Below are 19,579 nucleotides of genomic sequence, written 5' to 3' on the forward strand. Positions count from 1 at the left end.
ACGCTTTTTGCATGAACAAGAATTAATATTACAACTACATTACAATTATTAATTAATCATAAATTCTAGTGGTATCGAAATCTAAATGTGCTATAGTATTCTGTATAAATAAAAAATATTTTATTAATTTGGTTTATGGAGGGGATTTGTAATGAAGAAAAAAGTATTAGCCTTATTGGTAACATTTGTAATGATGTTTACTATGGTAGGTTGTAATGCTCAAGGTGTAGAACTAATTAATGAGTTAAAGACAGTTTCTACATGGGAAGCGATGGAGACAAAAAGTAATTTAGACGTAAGCTTTACTTATCAAGGAGAATCATTTAAGGCAAATGCAGAAGTTGTAAGTTATTCAAATAGTAAAGACTTACAGATGGAAGCTACTATGACTATTAAGAATGTTGAATTTTCTGGTCAAAAGATTGACGTTACAAAAGCACCATTTAAAATTTCACCTATTAAATTCTATATGGATGGTATGAAGTTCTATGTAAGTACAAGCTTTATTAAAGATGTAGCGGCTATGGCAGGTGTTGATCCATCAACATTAGTAGATGTAAGTAAAGACTATTTAGCTCTTGATTTAACAAGTGCTATGGAAATGTCAGGAATGAGCAAAGAGCAAATAACGAAACTATCAAGTCAAGGTTTTGATATTTATGCTAATTCTAAAGTAGAGGTTCCAGTTACCAAAAAAGATAACACTTATACTGTTGAACTTAAAGATTCACAATTAGTAGATGCATTCTTTGATCTTTGTGCAGAAGCTATTGATGCACAAGCAGCTACATTAACAGAAACTTATAAAGCAATGGGTCTTACAGATGACCAAATCAAAGAAGCTCTTGCACAAGCAAAAGCTATTTATGGACCAGAAACAAAAGCTATAATTAAACCTATGGTTACTGGTAGTACTGCAAAAGCAAGCTATACATTCAATAAAGATAGCTATGTAGCTGATATGTCAGCCGCTATTAAAGTAGCAGTAGATAAAGAAAAATTTGATATTAGCGTAGCTGAAAAATCAGAAGTGAAAAAAGTAGATAAAAAAGCAATTACTTTCCCAACAAGTGTAAAAGTATACACTATGGAAGACCTTATGGCTATGACTACACCTAGTCAAGTTATTGAAGTAGCACAAAAAGATTGTATTGTAGAAAAAGGTGTAACATATGTACCTCTTAAAGCTACTTTAGCTAAGGTTGGACTTACAGTAGGTTATGATAGTAAAGCAAAAACAACTTATATTAAAGAGTTAAATAATATGCCTATCAAATCTATTGTTAAAAAAGGTGTATCATATGTTTCAGTAGACCAACTTGCTGAACTTGGCTTGGTATGTGAAATTACAAAATAACAAATGTAAGAAAACGAATAAGCTACAAAGTAAAAATAGGAACCGTTAAGTATATGGTTCCTATTTTTTATGCTACATTTAATTTAAATGCGTATGAGTTAAAAGAAGAAAGGCAATAATTTTCATAAAATAGTAAGCCATTGTGACCTAAATGTGGATATGTTATACTTTTTAAATAAAGTTGTGGACAAGATAAATGGATAAGAAAGCAAAGTGGTGAATAAATTGAGCGAACAAGTGGTTTTAGAAGCGACAATAGAAGATATAATTTATCAAAATGCAGAAAATGGTTATACTGTTTGTACCATAGAGTACGAAGGAGAAGAGCTTTCTTGCGTGGGAGAAATGGCAGGTATTTATGCCGGAGAAGAAGTTAAAATTGTAGGAAGCTGGAGCACACATCCCATATATGGAAGGCAAATAAGAGTAGAAATGCTAGAGAGAAGTATGCCTAAGACGGTACAAGGAATGGAAAAATATCTAGCTTCTGGTGTCATTAAAGGCATAGGGGCCAAGACAGCAAAGAAAATTGTCAAGCATTTTGGGTTAGATACTTTTAGAATAATTGAGGAAGAACCACTCGTACTTGCTCAAGTAAGTGGCATTAGTGAAAAAAAAGCACAAGAAATCGGAGAAATTTTTCATACTCAGTATGAATTGAGACGTGCTATGCTATTTTTACAAGAATATGGGATTACACCTACTTATGCGATTAAAATATATAAGCAGTATAAAGATAAGACTACAGAGGTCGTTAAGAATACGCCGTATCGTTTAGTGGATGATATATTTGGTATTGGCTTTAAGAAAGCAGATGAGATTGCTTTTAAGGTAGGGATAGCAAGAGATGATCCTCATCGTATAAAAACAGGTATTTTATATGTACTTAATAGCTTTTCGGCTAATGGACATACTTATGTTCCTAGAAATAAATTGTTAGAAGAAGCCATGAAACTATTACTACCAAATGAATATAATGATTATGTACAAGCAGATGAATATGAGCATCCATTACTTGAAAATGCACTTTTGGAGCTTACCTTATCTAAACAAATTATTATTAAGAATTACGATGTGGTACCTTGCATATTCCTTTCATATCTTTATTACAGTGAACAGGCTGTAGCTAGAAAACTTATTGATTTAGCCGCTCTGTATCAAGCAGATAGTCAGTTAGATGTAGAAAAAGAGCTGATTAATACACAAAAGGAACTAAAAATTGAATTAGTAGAAGAACAAAAAGAAGCTGTTAGACAAGTACTTACTCAAGGGGTGACTGTGATTACAGGAGGGCCAGGAACAGGAAAGACTACTACGATTAATGCTATTTTACACATGCTAGAAAAAGCTGGTGAAGATGTGCTCTTAGCTGCACCTACTGGAAGAGCAGCTAAACGCATGAGTGAAGCCACTGGTATGGAAGCACAGACAATTCATAGACTTTTAGAAATTAATTACATGAGAGAAGATACCAATAAGCAAATGTTTAGTCGTAATGAAGAAAATCCATTAGAGGCGGATGTTATTGTAGTAGATGAGATGTCGATGATAGATATTACTTTGATGCATGCTTTGATGAAAGCTGTAGTGGAAGGACAACGCTTAGTACTTATTGGAGATGCAGACCAGTTACCGTCTGTAGGAGCAGGAAATGTCTTGAAAGATATTATTAAAAGTGGCAGGATTTCAACAGTAAGATTAGTACAGATTTTTAGACAAGCTTCTAAGAGTGCTATTGTTATGAATGCTCACCGTATTAATAAAGGTGAATATCCTATATGTAATGAAAAAGGAACAGATTTCTTCTATATGAAACGTAGTATGCAAGAAGAAGTTAAAGAGACTATTATAGAGCTGATTACAACCAGATTGCCTAAATACCAGGGCTTTGATAGCCTGAAAGATATTCAGATTTTGGCACCTATGCGTAAGGGAGTAGTTGGCGTTAACGAACTTAATAAAGCTGTTCAAGAAGCCTTGAATCCACATCATCAATTGAAACCTGAGAAAGAATACAGAGGCACCTTATTTAGAGAAGGTGATAAAGTGATGCAAATCAAAAATAATTACAACACACCTTGGAAAATATTAGGCAAAAGTGGTATGCCTATAGACGAGGGAACAGGTGTATTTAATGGAGATTGTGGGATTATTACCAGTATTAAAGAAGAAGCAGAATTATTAGTAGTTACTTTTGATGATTTAAAAGTAGTAGAATATGAGTTTAACCAATTAGATGAACTAGAGTTAGCTTATGCTATTACCATCCATAAATCCCAAGGAAGCGAGTATCCAGTGGTCATTTTACCTATTCATAGTGGGCCACCTATGCTTCTTAATAGGAATTTATTATATACAGCAGTAACTCGTGCTAAAAAAATGGTAGTAGGTGTAGGACTTACTGAAACTATGGAACGTATGGTGGATAACAATAAAGAAATAGAACGTTATTCAAGTCTTGCTAAGCACCTTGCAGTCATGTTGTAACACCTTATATGATGCTAATGGGGGAGATGGAGGTCTTTAATGGATGAATTCCTAGGACGATTAAAAAAGCTTATTTACCCTGATAAATGCACGATTTGCAGAAAGTTACTTTCTGCAGAAACAAAAGAAGTATTATGCGACAGGTGTTATAGTCACTTATTAAAAGAAAACCTATGCAATAGGTGCGGTAGGCCATACAAGATAGAAAACGAAGGTTGCTTGTGCTGTAAAGAGGAAGAAGATTCCATAGTAAAGCGTACTATAGGATTATTTCCGTACTGCGATCATTATAGAAAAGCTGTCCTGAGATGGAAATATCGTGGAATTAGAAGATATGCAAAAAGCTATGCTGATTTATTCGTAAATGATTTGCTGGTTACAGCTATATTAGAGTTAGATGCTTTTATTCCGGTGCCTCTAGCACCTTCAAGGGCTAAAAAAAGAGGGTTTAATCAAGCAAAGGACTTGGCTAGAGAAATGACTTTGCTTACTGACATTCCCACATATGATTGTTTACTAAGAACCAGAGATACTAAGCCGCAGGCAGAATGCACTAAAGAACAAAGAAATAAAAATGTTAAAGGAAGTATTGCTATTAATCAGAAATTCACATTACCACAGCTAAGGCGAGTAGCTATTGTTGACGATATATATACAACAGGCAGTACAGCTAAAGAATGTATAAAAATCCTAAAACAAGAGTACGCCATGAAAGATGCAGAATTTTATTTGTTGGTGGTATGTATTGGTGGGTAAAAATAGGAGGGATTCAAATGGATGTTAAAGTATGTAAAAACTGCAAAAAGATATTTCAATATATTGCTGGACCAGAGATATGTCCAAGATGTAAGCAATTAGAAGAAGACATGTTTCAAAAGGTAAAGACGTATTTAAGAGAAAACCCTGGTGAAAGTATGCATGTAGTAAGTGAGGAAACAGAAGTATCTGTTGCACTTATTGAAAAGTTTTTAAGGCAAGGACGTTTGGAAGTATCACCAGATTCACCCATTACCCTAACCTGCGAGATGTGTGGAAGAAAAATTACTTCAGGTCGCTTTTGTAGTAATTGTAAAGGCGAGCTAACTAATCATTTAAATGAAGCTAAGAAAGCTTTATCTGCCCAAAAATCAGAAAAAACATCTGCTGCTGATGCTAGAGAAAAAATGAGATTTCTAAAATCAGATTCTATTAGACGCTAGATAGAAGCTTTGTATTGTAATGCTGTCATATGCCTCCTAGGCCATCAATCTATGATTGAATAGCCGTGAGAAATGGACAGCATTTTTTATAAAAAAGAATAGAATAATATATTTTTGATGAGCAGGATGAAAAATAATATTAATGAAGCGAAAATAAGGACCGATATAATATACAGAAGAAAATAATGTGAGAAGGAGAGAGGGATGACCATGAGAATAGATCCAATTAGCAGGGCGTATGAAGCTTATAAAAGTCAAAAAGTGACTCCAGCTAAAAAAATAAATTCAGTATCAACTAAAGACCAAGTAGAATTTTCTAGTATTGCTAAAGAGTTTGGTAGTGTTTATAAAATGGCTTTAGAAGCGCCGGAAGTTAGAAAAGACAAGGTAGAAAGCCTTAAAGAACAAATCAAGTCAGGTACTTATAATGTTAAGTCTGAAGAAGTGGCTGAAAAGATAATGTCACAATTTGATATTAAAGGATAAGGTAAAAGCTATGGCAGGGATAATATATGAGCTAATTGACGTTTTGGAAGAACAGAAAGAATGTTATGAAGGCTTAAACACATTAGCTACCTATACAGAAACTGCTGTTGTAAATAAGAATCTAGAATTCTTAGATGAAGTCGTTAAGACAGAAGAACAGTTTGTTGGTAGACTAGGGGTATTAGATAAAAAGAGAGAAAGCTTAATGAAGGATATCGCTATTGTAACGGGAATGGACTATAAAGATGTTACAGTAACGCGTATTATTGATAAATTAGGAAATGAAAGTGAAGTTGGGAAAAAACTAGCTGTATTAAGGGGAGAGATTAGAGAATTATTAAGTAATTTAAAAAATCAAAGTGAACTTAATAAGGTCTTACTTAATCAATCATTAGAATTAGTAGACTTCACAATTAATGCGATCGGTAGCACCAAAGGATTTAGTCATGTCGGAAACTATAATAGACCGGGCGAAGACATGAGCATGGAAAGACAACAAAGTATTTTTGATAAAAAGCAGTAGAGGTGAGTGCATATGTCATCAATTTCAAGTATAACAAAAGCTGTATCAGGTCTAGCAGCCGCTCAAAAGGGGCTTCAAGTTACAGGACATAACTTGTCTAATGTGAACACTGAAGGCTATACAAGACAACAGCTTCTTCAATCAGAATCAGATTATTTAGTGATAGGGAATCGTGGAAGTCGATATTTACAAGTAGGGTTAGGCGTAACCCAAGATGAGATTAGACAAATTAGGAATGAATTAGCGGATAAAAGGTTAAGAACAGAGAACTCAGTTTTAACTTATTATCAGACTCAAAATTCTACTATTGCCGAAATAGAAGCTATTTTAGATGAGCCTTATGGTGAAGGGGTCACAAAACTGCTCAATAACTTTTGGTCACAAACACAAAAGCTCAATACAACGCCAAATGGTGTAGAAGAGAGACAAAGTTTTATTTCTGCAGCTAATGTACTTATTAAAAAGATTAATGATATTTCAGATTCGCTAGATAAGTTCCAGGCCAATACAAATAAAGAAGTTATTAGTTCTGTTAATAGAATCAATCAGATTATCGAGGGGATCAAAGAATATAATGATATTATTAGTAGAGCAGAAGTAAATGGTGATAATGCTAATGATTACAGAGACCAAAGAAATAATCTTTTAGATGAGCTTTCTGAATATGGTAAAGTTACTTATCATGAAGAGGTGGGAAGCAAGGTAGTTGTGAAGTTTGAGAATCACCTTGTTGTGGATGGGCCTTTCACAGCTACTATGAACCTGGAAGAAGCAGAAGCAAAGAGCGTTTTTGTTAAGCCGGTATGGTCTGATACCAATAGTGATGTCTACCGCTTTGATGAGACAGTTACATCAGTAAAAGGCAATGATACAGGGAAATTAAAAGCATTACTTATTTCTAGAGGGAATAACTACGTAACAGAGGATACCAAGTGGGAAGATATTGCTTTTAATGATAATTTTAGTGTAGATGAACCAGGTAACAGCTTTATTATTCCTAAGATTCAAAAGATGTTAAGTGATTTTACAGGAGTATTAGTTGAAACAGTAAATAGCTGCTTTGACGGGACTGGAATCGGTAGTCATGAAGGAAAAGCAGGAGTTCCTGTTTTTGTACCTATTTTATCTACTCAGGAATATGAAGCTGCCAAGAAGAATCTAGAGACAGTTCTAAATGATCCGGCATCTACAGAAGATCAGAAGGAAACAGCACAACAGGCATATGAAAAAGCAGCTAATAAAGCTATGACAACTGGAAATATTCAAGTAAATCCAGAACTTCTAGCTAATGGTGGTTATAATAAATTAGGAACAGTAAGTACTGAAGGTGCTTCTAATAATGTAGGTGATAGTAGTAAAGTAACAGAGTTTCTGAGCGAGTGGGGAAAAACAAGAGAATGGTATAGTGATAGAAGTGAGAAAGGTGCACCTAATTATAAGAAGGTAAGCATCACAAGTTTTTATTCAGAATTTGTTACGGATATAGGAACAGATGGTAGCAATTATAGTGCAGTAGCTAAGTCTAGGCAAACGAGCATTCTTAACATCCAGAATGAAAGACAAGCCATGGGTGGTGTTTCTCAGGATGAAGAATTCGCTAATATGCTTAAATACCAATATGCATACAATGCATCAGCTCGTATGATTACTATGCTAGATGGTATGCTAGACACGATTATTAATAAAATGTAGAGGAGGATGGCAATGGCTTTTTTTGAATTTAATGTAGCATTAAGTGGATTGTTTGCAGCGCAAAGAGGGCTCCATGTAACCTCTAATAATATTACCAATGCCTCTACAGATGGTTATTCAAGGCAGATACTTGGACAAAGAGCAGATACGCCTTTAAGTGGTTTTGGAGTAGGTATGACTGGTACAGGGGTTATGACAACTAATGTTACTAGGGTGAGAGATTCTTACTTAGACCTTAAATTGTGGACGCAAAATCCAAAATTAGGAGAATACAATATTAAAGTAACACAAAATTCTCTTATTGAAGGTGCTTTTGGAGAACCAAGTGATGCCGGTTTTACAAAGGTATTTAATGATTTGTTTAACTCCTTTGATGAAGTAAGTAAAGATCCTACTTCAGGTGCAGCTAAGGTATCTGTTAGAGAGAATCTTATTAGCTTTGGGAAGTATTATTCTAATATATCTACAGCACTTACAGGTTATCAACAAAATCTTAACTATGAAATTAAGGCAACTGTGGATGAAATTAATATTTTAGGCACTCGTATTCAGAACCTTAACAGTCAGATTTTCCAAGCTGAGATTTATGGTGATGATGCCAATAGTTTTAGAGATGAGAGAGATGCTTGTATTGATAGATTATCAGAACTTATTAACGTAGAAGCCAAAGAAGAAGAGAAAGTAGTAGAGGGTAAAGTACTTAAAACCTTTTCTGTAAAAATAGCAGGACAAACCTTTGTGGACCACTTGAATCTGAATACGCTAGGTGTAGAAGTAAGAGGCGAAAAGGAACAGAAAATAGATGATATTGTTAATACATTATCCGGCTTGTATGAGAAGTTAAAAAATGGTGGTTTAACAGCCGACGAAATAACTAATATAAATGAACAAATTAAGTTAGAGCAAAAAAAGTTAACAGACTTAACACCGGAATGTACTATAGATGCGAATGGAAATATTACATATAATAGCCCGCTTGAAGGCAAGATTGAGGTTTTAAAAGTAAATCCGGACTTTTCTACTGAGATTAAGACTGCTGGAGATGGCAAGTTTAATGTAGAAGATGTAGATGGTCTCTACAATGTTATTTGGCAAAACGGGCTATCCTTTGATATGGGAAATGCTAATTTATCAGGAGAATTAAAAGGGCTTATTGACCTTAGGGATGGCTGTGGAACAGCAGAATCCTCAGAGGTTACTTATAATGGGATACCTTATTATATAAGCCGCTTAAATGGCTATGTTAGACAGTTTGCCCAAACTATGAATGATGAATATAGCAAAGATAAAGATGGTACGATTATGATTGCTGGAGGATTAACTTATGATGGCAAGGAAGTTGCTTACATAGAAAGAGATGAATCAGGAAAGATAGTTAAATGCTATGATGAAGATAAGAACGAAATAGCAGGTTTATCAGCAGGCGAACTAGAAGAAATAGGAAATAAATATACTACCAAATATAAATTGTTTTCTTATTCCACAGGTAGTAGTACAGGGATACCTGCTACTGGAGAGGATCTAGTAGGAAATGACTACAGTAAAATGACAGCGACTAATATTACGATATCTAAAGAAATATATGAAAATGCAAGTAATATGAGATCGACGTATGATACTGATAAAGAGTCAGGAGGAGACTTGTTTAGAAATTTATCTAATCAAAAAGATAACTCTAAAATGTTTAAAGAGGGTGATCCAAAAGACTATATGGCATCTATCTTTAGTGAACTGGGTATTAATGCCCAAGAAGCTATTATGTATCAAAGCACACAAGAGTCTGTGACTGGTATTATTAAAAACCAACGATTGTCTGTATCTCAAGTAGATTTAACAGAAGAGTTTACAAATCTTATTAAATACCAACAAGCCTATCAAGCTTCGGCCAAAATTATGAATACAATAGATGGTATTTATGAAACGACTATTTTTAAATTAGGGAACTTCTAGGAGGGATACATATGCGCGTTACTAATGGAATGATTCGGAGTAATACTTTAAACAACTTATATAAAAATATTTCAGCAGTTAATCAAAGCTTTGCACAAATGAGTACAGGAAAGAAAATACAGACAGTTTCTGATGACCCTATTATTGCAGGTAGAGCCATTAAGTTGAAAGTAAATGTATTAGAAACTCAGCAATACCAAAAAAATGCTAAAGAAGCAAGATCATGGATGGAAATCACAGAAACTTCTATGGACAATATGACAGAAATTCTAAAGTCAATTAGAACTAAATGCGTTCAAGCTTCTACAGGAACACTTGAAAACAAAGATAAAGAAGTACTTAAAGCGGATATAGCTCAGCTATGGCAGCAATTACAAGAGGAAGCTAACGTTACTTATGGTGGACGATATATTTATAGTGGCTATAAAACAGATGAGCCACTTATGCTTAACAAAGATACAACATTAAATGAAGAGTGTACTTTGAAAGCAAATATGACGGTAGCAAATAACATTGCATTGAATCCAAATTCTGTATTAAAAACTGGAACTACATTGGCAGAAGGAACTAAGTTATCAGCAACAGATGCCACAGCTATGGGCTTTACAGTAGCACCGGGAGAAACAGAATATACATTAAGTGAGGACTACACATTGGGTGCGGACCATACTTTAGCAGATAAAGCTACGTTAACATCAAACTCTAGTATTGCTAAGGAAAGTATATTAGCAGCTGGTACAGTAGTTGATTCAGGAAATTTGAATCCTAAGGTATATGGACAAATAACAGGACAAGAAATGAGATATGAAGTAGGGACATCTAATACGATTAATGTAAACACCTTGGGAATGGATGATACCTTTAATACTTTAATAGGTATGATGCAGGACATTATTACGACCGTAGATAAATCTTTAGAAGAAGACAGTGGAGTTACCAGTGATGACCTGCATGACTTATTCAATAACAAACTAGGTGAAATTGATGAAATAATGTCAGATATCTCTACTAAAACCTCTGATTTGGGAAGTAGAATGGCTAGATTAGATTATGTAGATAGCAGACTTACAGATAATAATGCAGATTACAAAGAACTGCTTTCTAACACAGAAGACATAGATGTGGAAGAAACTTATGTAGAATTTAATTCACGTTATGCTGCTTATACAGCGGCACTTCAAGCAACCTCAAAAGTAATTATGAATACTTTAGCAGATTATTTATGATTATTTATAATAAAAAAGACTATAACCTTGAACAAAATGAATGTACGTGGTTATAGTCTTCTTTTATAATGGTATTAAGTAGCATCTATTAAATTGAAAATAGAGTAGTAATAAGGAGGAAGCAAATGAAATTACAAACTAAAAATTTCGGAACAATAGAATTTGATAGCAATAAAGCCATTATATTCGAAGAAGGAATACCTGGGTTTAATGAATTAAAGAAATATATCATTATCGAAGATGAGGAGGAAGACAGTCCGTTTGCATATTTACAAAGCATAGAGGATGGTGGTGTTAGTTTTATTATTATTAGCCCATTTGTACTAAAACAAGATTATACTATAGAAATTAAAGATCAGTATGTAGCAGCGCTAGGAGGCGGAAGTAGTCAGGACTTTTCGGTGTTTGTAATCGTTACAATGATTGACAAATTTGAAGTAGCTACTGTTAATTTAGTAGCTCCTCTTATTATTCAGAGTGAAACTAGAAAAGGCATGCAAGTTATTTTAGAGAATACTAACTATACAACGAGACATAATATTGTTGAACTTCTTGGACAAGGGGGATGTTAATATGTTAGCACTTACGCGAAGAAAAGATGAGGCTATTATTATTAATGGCAATATAGAAGTAAAGATTTTAGAGGTGATAGGAGATAAGGTGAAAATAGGGATTTCCGCACCTAAAGAGATAGGTATATATAGAGAAGAAGTATACGCACAAGTGTTAGAAAGTAATCGTAGTGCTATAAACACATCTAGAGAAGGAATAGAAGCCATTAAAAAACTAATGAAGTAGAAGCTAATATCAATTGATATTAGTAATAATATATAGGTAAAGAAAAAGATATTGGATATAATGCTAAACTGTAAAAAAAATAAAATAAATTAAAGAAAAGCTAAAGTAAGTTGAAAAGTGTACGATATATATAGTGAAACAAAAGTTAAATGGCCAAATAACTTTTAAACAAAACAAATTAAGGCATGGATGCCTATATAATTCAAGGAGGGATTTACTATGATTATTAATCACAATATGAATGCAATGAATGCACACAGAAACTCAGTTGTAAACACAACAGCTTCAGGAAAATCTATGGAGAAACTTTCTTCAGGTCTTCGTATCAACAGAGCTGGTGATGATGCAGCAGGTCTTGCTATTTCAGAAAAAATGAGAGGCCAGATTAAAGGTTTAAATCAAGCACAAAGAAATGCACAAGATGGTATTTCTTACATCCAAACAATGGAAGGTGCTTTAAACGAAGTAAGTGATATGCTTACACGTGCTAAAGAACTTTGTGTACAAAAGGCAAACGGTACATATAGTGCTAATGATATAGCTAACGTTAATGCTGAGTTAACTAAATTACAAGAAGAAATTACTCATATATCATCTAATACTAAATTCAATGGTATTGGAATGAACACAGCTGTTAATATTGCTATTGATGATAATGCTACAACAGTATCTATTGCTGCAACAGATATTTCAAGTGTTGCTCTTACTTCTGCAACAACAGCATCTGAAGTTACTACAATGATTGAAACTGTAAGTACTGCTAGAGGTAATTTAGGAGCAATGCAAAATAGATTAGAGCATACTTCTAATAACTTAGGAACAACAGCTGAGAACATAACAGCTTCTGAATCACGTATCCGTGATACAGATATGGCTAAAACAATGTCAGAGTTCTCTTCTAAGAACATTATTACACAAGCATCTCTTGCAATGCTTGCACAAGCTAATCAATTACCACAAAACGTACTTAGTGTTTTAAGATAATAGATTAAAAATAAAAGAACTGCACAGATGTCTTATTTTAGGCCTCTATGCAGTTCTTTTATTTTGGCTATGGAAGGTTAGGGATAAAATAAGGAAATTCTTATTATATATAGTGATAAAATTAAAAAAAATCAAATAAAAGCTAAAGTAAGTTGAAAAGTGTACGATATATATAGTGAAGAAAAAGTTAAATGGCCAAATAACTTTTAAACAAAACAAATTAGGGCATGGATGCCTATATAATTCAAGGAGGGATTTACTATGATTATTAATCACAATATGAATGCAATGAATGCACACAGAAACTCAGTTGTAAACACAACAGCTTCAGGAAAATCTATGGAGAAACTTTCTTCAGGTCTTCGTATCAACAGAGCTGGTGATGATGCAGCAGGTCTTGCTATCTCAGAAAAAATGAGAGGGCAAATCAAAGGCTTAAATCAAGCACAAAGAAATGCACAAGATGGTATTTCTTACATCCAAACAATGGAAGGTGCTTTAAACGAAGTAAGTGATATGCTTACACGTGCTAAAGAACTCTGTGTACAAAAAGCAAATGGTACATATAGTGCTAGTGATGTAGCTAACGTTAATGCTGAATTAGATAAATTACAAGCAGAAATTACTCATATTACAACTAATACTAAATTTAATGGTATTGGCATGGACGCAGATGTTGATATTGCGATCGATGACAATGCTACAAGCGTAACTATTGCTGGAACAACTCTTACAGGTGTTTCTCTTTCTTCTGCAACAGTAGCATCAGATGTTACTGCAATGATTGAAACTGTAAGTACTGCTAGAGGTAATTTAGGAGCAATGCAAAATAGATTAGAGCATACTTCTAATAACTTAGGAACAACAGCTGAGAACATAACAGCTTCTGAATCACGTATCCGTGATACAGATATGGCTAAAACAATGTCAGAGTTCTCTTCTAAGAACATTATTACACAAGCATCTCTTGCAATGCTTGCACAAGCTAATCAATTACCACAAAACGTACTTAGTGTTTTAAGATAATAGATTAAAAAACAAAAGGACTGTGTAGGCAGCTTATTTTAAGCTTCTATGCAGTTCCTTTATTTTGCCCCAATCTTTATTGTTAATATAAAAACGTCGATATTATAGATAAATATAAAGAATAAAACATCTGGAGGAGATCATGAAGCTTTCTTTGTGTATGATTTGTAAAAATGAGGAGAAAAAAATAGCACGCTGCATTAATAGTGTGAAAGAAAAAGTAGATGAGATAGTAGTTGTAGACACAGGGTCTACAGATCAAACCATAGATATTGCAAAAAAACTTGGAGCGAAAGTGTTTGAAATACCCTGGGAGAACGATTTTTCTAAAGCAAAGAATTATGCCATTAGTAAAAGTCAGGGAGATTGGATTATCTTTTTAGATGCGGATGAATATTTAATGGCATCTCATATAGGGTACTTGAGAAGTTATATATTAGAGGCTGAGAATAGAAAGAAGGATTCGATTTTTATTGAAATAGTTAATCTAGAGGAAGAAAAGGTTCAAGGTATTTTCAAGACGATTAGGATATTTAAACATCATACTGATATTAGTTTCAAAGGGAGAATACATGAGAGTTTAAGTAAGAAAGGAGGAAAATTAGAAGCAATTACTTTTACTGAACCACTAAGAGTACTACATGATGGATATAGCAAGGAAGCAATGGAGGAAAAGAATAAAGTAGATAGAAATTTAGAGATGCTCTTAAGGGAGTATGAGGTGGACCCAATGAGTAGTGATTTGTGTTATTATTTAATGGATACTTATTATGCAAAAAAGGACTTAGAACAGACATGGTTATTTGGTCAGAGAGTATTAGAGTATGATAACGGTAGTTTGTTTGGAATTAAGCAAACCACATATAGAAGGCTGTTAGAAATATGTCATAAGATGCAAAGAAAATGTGGAGAAATGAGGAAGCTCTATGAAGATGCTGTTGCATATGATGCAGATTACCCAGATTTTGATTATGAATACGCTTTTTATTTTTGTGAACACAAAGAATATGAGAAAACAATAAAATATTTAAATAGTTGTCTTAGTAAGATGGACAAATATAAGGGGATAGCCGAGTCAAATGTTATGGGGAATGTTATTGTAGTATTGAAATTATTAGTACGCTGTTACATAGAAGAAGGTAGATTGCAAGAAACAGTTCCACTATTAGTGAAGATTTTACGTGTAAACCCTTATGAATATACTAGCTTATATAATTTACTTTCAATTGTAGGGGGATTAGAAACAGGTGAAGCTCTTGGTGAATTCTTAAAAAAACTATATGATTTTAATAATGTTAAAGATCAAATGGTACTTATACAAATGAGTCAAAAGCTAGGTAATCAAGAACTATATGATTATATAGTAAGAGGGTTAAGTAAAATGGACAAAGAAAGATTAGGTATAAAGTAAGGAAATCTCTTTAATGAATATAAAGAAAAATCCTATATAGACGATATATAAAGAAATAGATAACGATTATTGGGAGGTGGGTTAGTATGGCAATTAGTAATACAATAAATACAATGAGCGGCATTAATATACCAACTAGTAGTAATATCACAAGTGGAGTTTCTACCCAATATTATGAGACGAAAACTTCTACTCCAAGTGGGGTGGGTAAGGTAGAAGGTACAAATGGTATAGAAAAACAATTAATTAATGCCATAGAGAAAGCGAATCAGTTAAAAAGGGGAACAACAGAATGTCAATTCTCAATACATCAAGAGACCAAACAAGTGATGATAAAACTTGTAGATAGTACAACCAAAGAAGTAATCAAGGAAATACCATCTGAGAAAATATTAGACATGTTTGCAACGATGTGTGAAGCAGCGGGATTATTTGTAGATACCAAAAGGTAAAGGAGTGAAAAAACATGGGAAATACAATTAGATTTACAGGGCTTTCTTCTGGATTAGATACAGAAAGTGTAGTTAAGGCAATTATGACACCTTATCAAAATAAGGTAGATACACTTAAGAAAAATAAAGTATTAGCAGAATGGCGAAAAGATGTTTACAAGGAAATGAGTACAAAGATACAAAACTTTAGAAATAATGCTGTATCTAAGCTTAAATATGTTGGTGATCTCAACAAGTCTAAGGTAACTTTATCTCAAGAGGGCGCTATTAAGGTAGATACCAGTAGCTATAAAGAAGATGGTACTCACAGAATTGAAGTGAAACAATTGGCGGAAACGGCAACTGTTACCGTAGGAACCATTAAAGATAAAAATGGCAATAAGCTGACTAAAGATAGCCTCGTGACCGATATTGCAGGCATAGAGGCAGCAGGTTCTACCATTCTTAAGATTAATGGTGAGAGCTTTGATTTCGCAGGCAAGACTATTTCAGAATTAGAAGCAGCAGTAAAAGAAAAACTTGGTGATGAAATTAGCTTTAAGTTTGATAATAGTGTAGGCGCATTTTTAATTAGTAGCAACAAAACAGGAGAAAATCAATCTATTGATTTAACTGGTACAGATACTAATGTTTTAAGTGCTATGGGAGTTAAAGCTAGTTCAACTAATTCTTACGAATATGATGGGAAAAATGCAGAAATTCTTTATAATAATGGTGTAACAATCAGTTCTGAAACCAACGACATAGAGGTTAACGGATTAAAATTTACAGCTGTAGCCACAACAACTACACCAATTACAGTCACAGTAAGCAAGGATGTAGATAGTATGGTAGAGGCTGTTAAAAACTTTGTTAATGAATATAACACATTATTGGAAGAAATTAATGGGAAATTATCCGCTGATTCAGCTAAGGGCTATGATCCACTTACAGATGAAGAAAAAGAAGCTATGAGTGAGAAGGAAATTGAATTATGGGAAAATAAGATCAAAAGTTCTCTTCTTAGAAACGATAGTACTTTAAAAGACCTTAGTAGCATGCTGAGAAGCGCTATGACTACAGATTATTCTAAAACAGACGCTGGTTTAGATGAAAAATGCAGTATGCTTTCGCAATTAGGCATCTCTTCTACTGGATGGAGAGATAAAGGAAAGCTTACAATTGATGAAGATGCACTTAAAAAGGCCATTTCAGAAAATGGAGATGGAGTTGTTAGTCTAGTAACTACTATTGCTAATAAAATTGACCAGGAATTAGATGCGCGTTCAAAGAGTACAGAGTTTAGAACTTATGGGCAGTACTTTAGTGATAAAACTCAAACGACCAATATAAGTAGATATGAAAGGGAAATAGAAAGTGCCCAAGAACGCTATGATAGGCTAGAGGCTGTGTATTATAAAAAATTTACAGCTATGGAGCAAGCAATGCAAGAGATGAGTTCACAAAGTAGTCTGTTTTCAAGTATGTAAAATGAAATTTATCTAGAAAGACAGCAGAGCTAGCATAAGGAATGTATTGAGGAGGACAGTATGGGAACCAATCCATATATGAAATATCAAGAAAATAGTATTACTACAGCCTCAGGGCCAGAATTAACTTTAATGTTATATAATGGGGCTATTAAATTTTGCAATATAGCCATAGAAGCAATCAAAGAAAAAAATATACAAAAAGCACATGACAATATTGTAAAGGTAGAGAATATTATTGATGAATTAAGAGCTACATTAAATAAAAAATATGCGATTGCTTTAGAAATGGATGAATTGTATGCATATATTTATCAGCTTTTAGTAGAAGGAAATTTTAAAAAGGACATACAAAAAATAGAAGATGCCTGTATGCTTATTAGGAATTATCGCGATGCATGGCAGATTGCCATGAAAGCCGCAAAATAGGTCTCAAATAAGAGACCTATTTTTGTTCTACTTAAGAAGTTAAGAGAGTGGGAAATAGGATTTCTTTAAGAAGGGAAGGGAACATAATGACTAAAAGAGAGTATATTATAGAACTTATTAGATTGACTAAATTGCAAGCAGAGGCATTAGAGAAAGAGGAAGTAGAAGAGTTTATAGGCTTGTTAGATAAGAGGAAAGAAGTACTTGAACTGATACAGACATTACATGAGCAGTATCCGGAGACTAGGGAGCAACATGAAGAAGAACTTATAAATGAGTTAAAGGCTTTAGATGCAAAGAATAGAATAGAGTTTGAAAGACAGCTTGAAGCAGTAAAGGAAAAATTGCGAGAAGTAAGACAGATGAAGGCAAGAGAAGCTTGTTATGGTAATCCTTATGATATAGCAAGAGAAGAAGGGATGTTCTTTGATAAAAGGGGCCCACAATAAACTAAGAAAACCATATGAAAGTAAAGGAAGAGGAAATGTCAGATACAATGAAACTATCCTTGGTAATGATTGTAAGAAATGAAGAGAGATGTTTAAAGAGATGCCTTATAAGTGCTAAAAGTTATGTAGATGAAATAGTTATTGTAGATACAGGTTCGACAGATAAAACCAAAGAGATTGCAAAGGAATTTGGAACTAAGATATTTGATTTTGAGTGGTGCAATGACTTTTCTAAAGCCCGCAATTATGGGTTAGAGCAATCCACAGGTGATTGGAATCTTATTCTAGATGCAGATGAATATATCACAAAGTTAGATAAAAGCACACTTGTGACTTTTATGAAAAATCCCAATAAATTAGGAGCGATTAAGGTCGTAAATGTTCTAAATAAGGAAGGAGAAACAAATTATTCAAAGGTATTTCTTGCAAGGCTATTACCTAAAGGAATAAGATACATAAGAAGTATTCACGAGCAGCCGGATACTATCTTGCCTAGTGTAAAACTGCCTATAGAAGTAGAACACGATGGTTATTTAAATGAAGTAGCTAAAGTAAAAAGGAACTTATTATTACTACAAGAGCAAGAAAAAAAATATCCAAATGATAGTTATATTTTGTATCAGCTTGCTTATACTCTTTATTTAGATAAGGAATATAAAAAAGCAGATGAATACTTTAAACGTTTTTATAAGTTAGCTCCCCCTGAGAGTGAATATAGAAAAGCAGGAATTATCTCATATATAGAAAACAATACTTTGTTAAAAAGGTTCGAAGAAGGGCATAAGCTAATCGAAAGAGAAGAAATCCATTTGCAAGATTCAAGTGAGTTTTACTTTGTATGTGCGGCTTTTTATAGGGAATATGTATTAGATGATGTAAAGAAAAATATACAATTTTTGCCTTATGTAGAGCAATGTTATCTAGAATGTCTCAATATTGGTGAGACAGATAAGTATGATGGGGCCATTGGAACAGGGAGTTATTTAGCAGCATATAACTTAGGGGTTTGGTATGAAGTAACTAAGAAATACGAAAAGGCATTAGAATGTTATAATAAAGCAATAGAATGGCAATATGAGAAAGCAAAAGTGAGAAGAAAAGAAGTAGTGGCAATGTTAAATCACAAAGAACAGTGATTTTCTAAGAGGAGGAAGAGATATGGAGGAGCTGGTTAAGCAGTTAGAAGAAATTTATACTTTATTGGAACAAATAAATAGCATTACTACCAATCAAACGACTATACTGCTACAAACCAGGGAAAGTAGGCAGGAAGTAAATGAAGTTTTAGATATGTTAGAAAGTATGCTAAACTATAAAGATGAGTTAATTACACTAGTAGAAGCTAAAGAACAAAGTTTTGAAGGAGAGTATGCTAAATATAAGGGTAGAATTAAAAATCCGAGGTATATTAATCTATTTAAGGAATGGGTAGAACGTATTCTATCAACTAAGCAAACTATTGTAGAAGCAGAACAAAATAATGTAATTATAATGAAAAGCCTATCGAAGGCACATGCATCAAAGGTATCTATTCCTAAAAAGCCTAATGAAGTTGTAGCTGCTTACCAAAAACAAAAAACAAAAACCTAAATTTTACAAAAAAATCTAAAACAATAAACTTGACGACCTATTTAATATTAT

20 protein-coding genes are annotated in these 19,579 nt (G+C 33.5%); all 20 read left to right on the plus strand.

All coding sequences use genetic code 11. From position 1 onward, the window contains the following. Positions 1-151: 151 nt before the first annotated feature. A complete protein-coding gene (locus QTL86_RS21680) occupies positions 152-1,357 on the plus strand; it encodes a hypothetical protein (RefSeq protein WP_410496026.1) in 1,206 nt (401 codons plus the stop codon). Between the two features lie 216 nt (positions 1,358-1,573). Beyond that, positions 1,574-3,844: an ATP-dependent RecD-like DNA helicase gene (locus QTL86_RS21685; protein ID WP_410496027.1), complete on the plus strand. Its 2,271-nt coding sequence runs from the start codon at positions 1,574-1,576 to the stop codon at positions 3,842-3,844. A gap of 39 nt (positions 3,845-3,883) precedes the next feature. Next, positions 3,884-4,600: a ComF family protein gene (locus tag QTL86_RS21690; RefSeq protein ID WP_410496028.1), complete on the plus strand. Its 717-nt coding sequence runs from the start codon at positions 3,884-3,886 to the stop codon at positions 4,598-4,600. Between the two features lie 17 nt (positions 4,601-4,617). Continuing rightward, positions 4,618-5,043: a hypothetical protein gene (locus QTL86_RS21695; protein WP_127067879.1), complete on the plus strand. Its 426-nt coding sequence runs from the start codon at positions 4,618-4,620 to the stop codon at positions 5,041-5,043. 204 nt (positions 5,044-5,247) lie between these two features. After that, positions 5,248-5,529 carry a flagellar biosynthesis anti-sigma factor FlgM gene (flgM, locus tag QTL86_RS21700; RefSeq protein ID WP_127067878.1) on the plus strand — a complete coding sequence of 94 codons (282 nt, stop codon included), beginning with the start codon at positions 5,248-5,250 and terminating at the stop codon, positions 5,527-5,529. 10 nt (positions 5,530-5,539) lie between these two features. Beyond that, the gene (locus QTL86_RS21705; protein ID WP_127067877.1) at positions 5,540-6,052 is read left to right on the plus strand and encodes a flagellar protein FlgN; all 513 of its coding nucleotides are present in this window, start codon (positions 5,540-5,542) and stop codon (positions 6,050-6,052) included. Positions 6,053-6,064: 12 nt separating this feature from the next. After that, positions 6,065-7,744, plus strand: coding sequence for a flagellar hook-associated protein FlgK (flgK, locus tag QTL86_RS21710; RefSeq protein WP_410496029.1), 1,680 nt, complete (start codon positions 6,065-6,067; stop codon positions 7,742-7,744). Positions 7,745-7,756: 12 nt separating this feature from the next. Beyond that, positions 7,757-9,694, plus strand: coding sequence for a flagellar hook-associated protein FlgK (gene flgK / locus QTL86_RS21715; RefSeq protein ID WP_410496030.1), 1,938 nt, complete (start codon positions 7,757-7,759; stop codon positions 9,692-9,694). 11 nt (positions 9,695-9,705) lie between these two features. Beyond that, positions 9,706-10,920: a flagellar hook-associated protein FlgL gene (gene flgL, locus QTL86_RS21720; protein WP_127067874.1), complete on the plus strand. Its 1,215-nt coding sequence runs from the start codon at positions 9,706-9,708 to the stop codon at positions 10,918-10,920. A 125-nt stretch (positions 10,921-11,045) separates the two neighbouring features. Further along, complete coding sequence (gene fliW / locus QTL86_RS21725; RefSeq protein ID WP_127067873.1) at positions 11,046-11,492, plus strand: flagellar assembly protein FliW; 447 nt, start codon at positions 11,046-11,048, stop codon at positions 11,490-11,492. A 1-nt stretch (position 11,493) separates the two neighbouring features. Continuing rightward, positions 11,494-11,718, plus strand: coding sequence for a carbon storage regulator CsrA (csrA, locus tag QTL86_RS21730; protein ID WP_127067872.1), 225 nt, complete (start codon positions 11,494-11,496; stop codon positions 11,716-11,718). Positions 11,719-11,937: 219 nt separating this feature from the next. Continuing rightward, entirely contained in the window at positions 11,938-12,702 is a 765-nt protein-coding gene (locus QTL86_RS21735; RefSeq protein ID WP_127067871.1) for a flagellin, read from the plus strand. Positions 12,703-12,963: 261 nt separating this feature from the next. After that, positions 12,964-13,728: a flagellin gene (locus QTL86_RS21740; protein ID WP_127067870.1), complete on the plus strand. Its 765-nt coding sequence runs from the start codon at positions 12,964-12,966 to the stop codon at positions 13,726-13,728. A 142-nt stretch (positions 13,729-13,870) separates the two neighbouring features. After that, positions 13,871-15,139, plus strand: coding sequence for a glycosyltransferase (locus QTL86_RS21745; RefSeq protein ID WP_410496031.1), 1,269 nt, complete (start codon positions 13,871-13,873; stop codon positions 15,137-15,139). Between the two features lie 86 nt (positions 15,140-15,225). Further along, complete coding sequence (locus QTL86_RS21750) at positions 15,226-15,591, plus strand: flagellar protein FlaG (RefSeq protein ID WP_410496032.1); 366 nt, start codon at positions 15,226-15,228, stop codon at positions 15,589-15,591. Positions 15,592-15,605: 14 nt separating this feature from the next. Beyond that, complete coding sequence (fliD, locus tag QTL86_RS21755; RefSeq protein WP_410496033.1) at positions 15,606-17,060, plus strand: flagellar filament capping protein FliD; 1,455 nt, start codon at positions 15,606-15,608, stop codon at positions 17,058-17,060. Between the two features lie 60 nt (positions 17,061-17,120). Then, positions 17,121-17,489: a flagellar export chaperone FliS gene (fliS, locus tag QTL86_RS21760; protein WP_127067866.1), complete on the plus strand. Its 369-nt coding sequence runs from the start codon at positions 17,121-17,123 to the stop codon at positions 17,487-17,489. An 86-nt stretch (positions 17,490-17,575) separates the two neighbouring features. Further along, positions 17,576-17,938 carry a hypothetical protein gene (locus QTL86_RS21765; protein WP_410496034.1) on the plus strand — a complete coding sequence of 121 codons (363 nt, stop codon included), beginning with the start codon at positions 17,576-17,578 and terminating at the stop codon, positions 17,936-17,938. A gap of 35 nt (positions 17,939-17,973) precedes the next feature. Further along, positions 17,974-19,074 carry a glycosyltransferase gene (locus tag QTL86_RS21770; protein ID WP_410496035.1) on the plus strand — a complete coding sequence of 367 codons (1,101 nt, stop codon included), beginning with the start codon at positions 17,974-17,976 and terminating at the stop codon, positions 19,072-19,074. Between the two features lie 22 nt (positions 19,075-19,096). Beyond that, positions 19,097-19,528, plus strand: coding sequence for a hypothetical protein (locus tag QTL86_RS21775; protein ID WP_410496036.1), 432 nt, complete (start codon positions 19,097-19,099; stop codon positions 19,526-19,528). Positions 19,529-19,579 lie beyond the last annotated feature (51 nt).

The organism is Cellulosilyticum sp. ST5 (assembly GCF_046529625.1).
GTDB lineage: Bacteria > Bacillota > Clostridia > Lachnospirales > Cellulosilyticaceae > Cellulosilyticum > Cellulosilyticum lentocellum.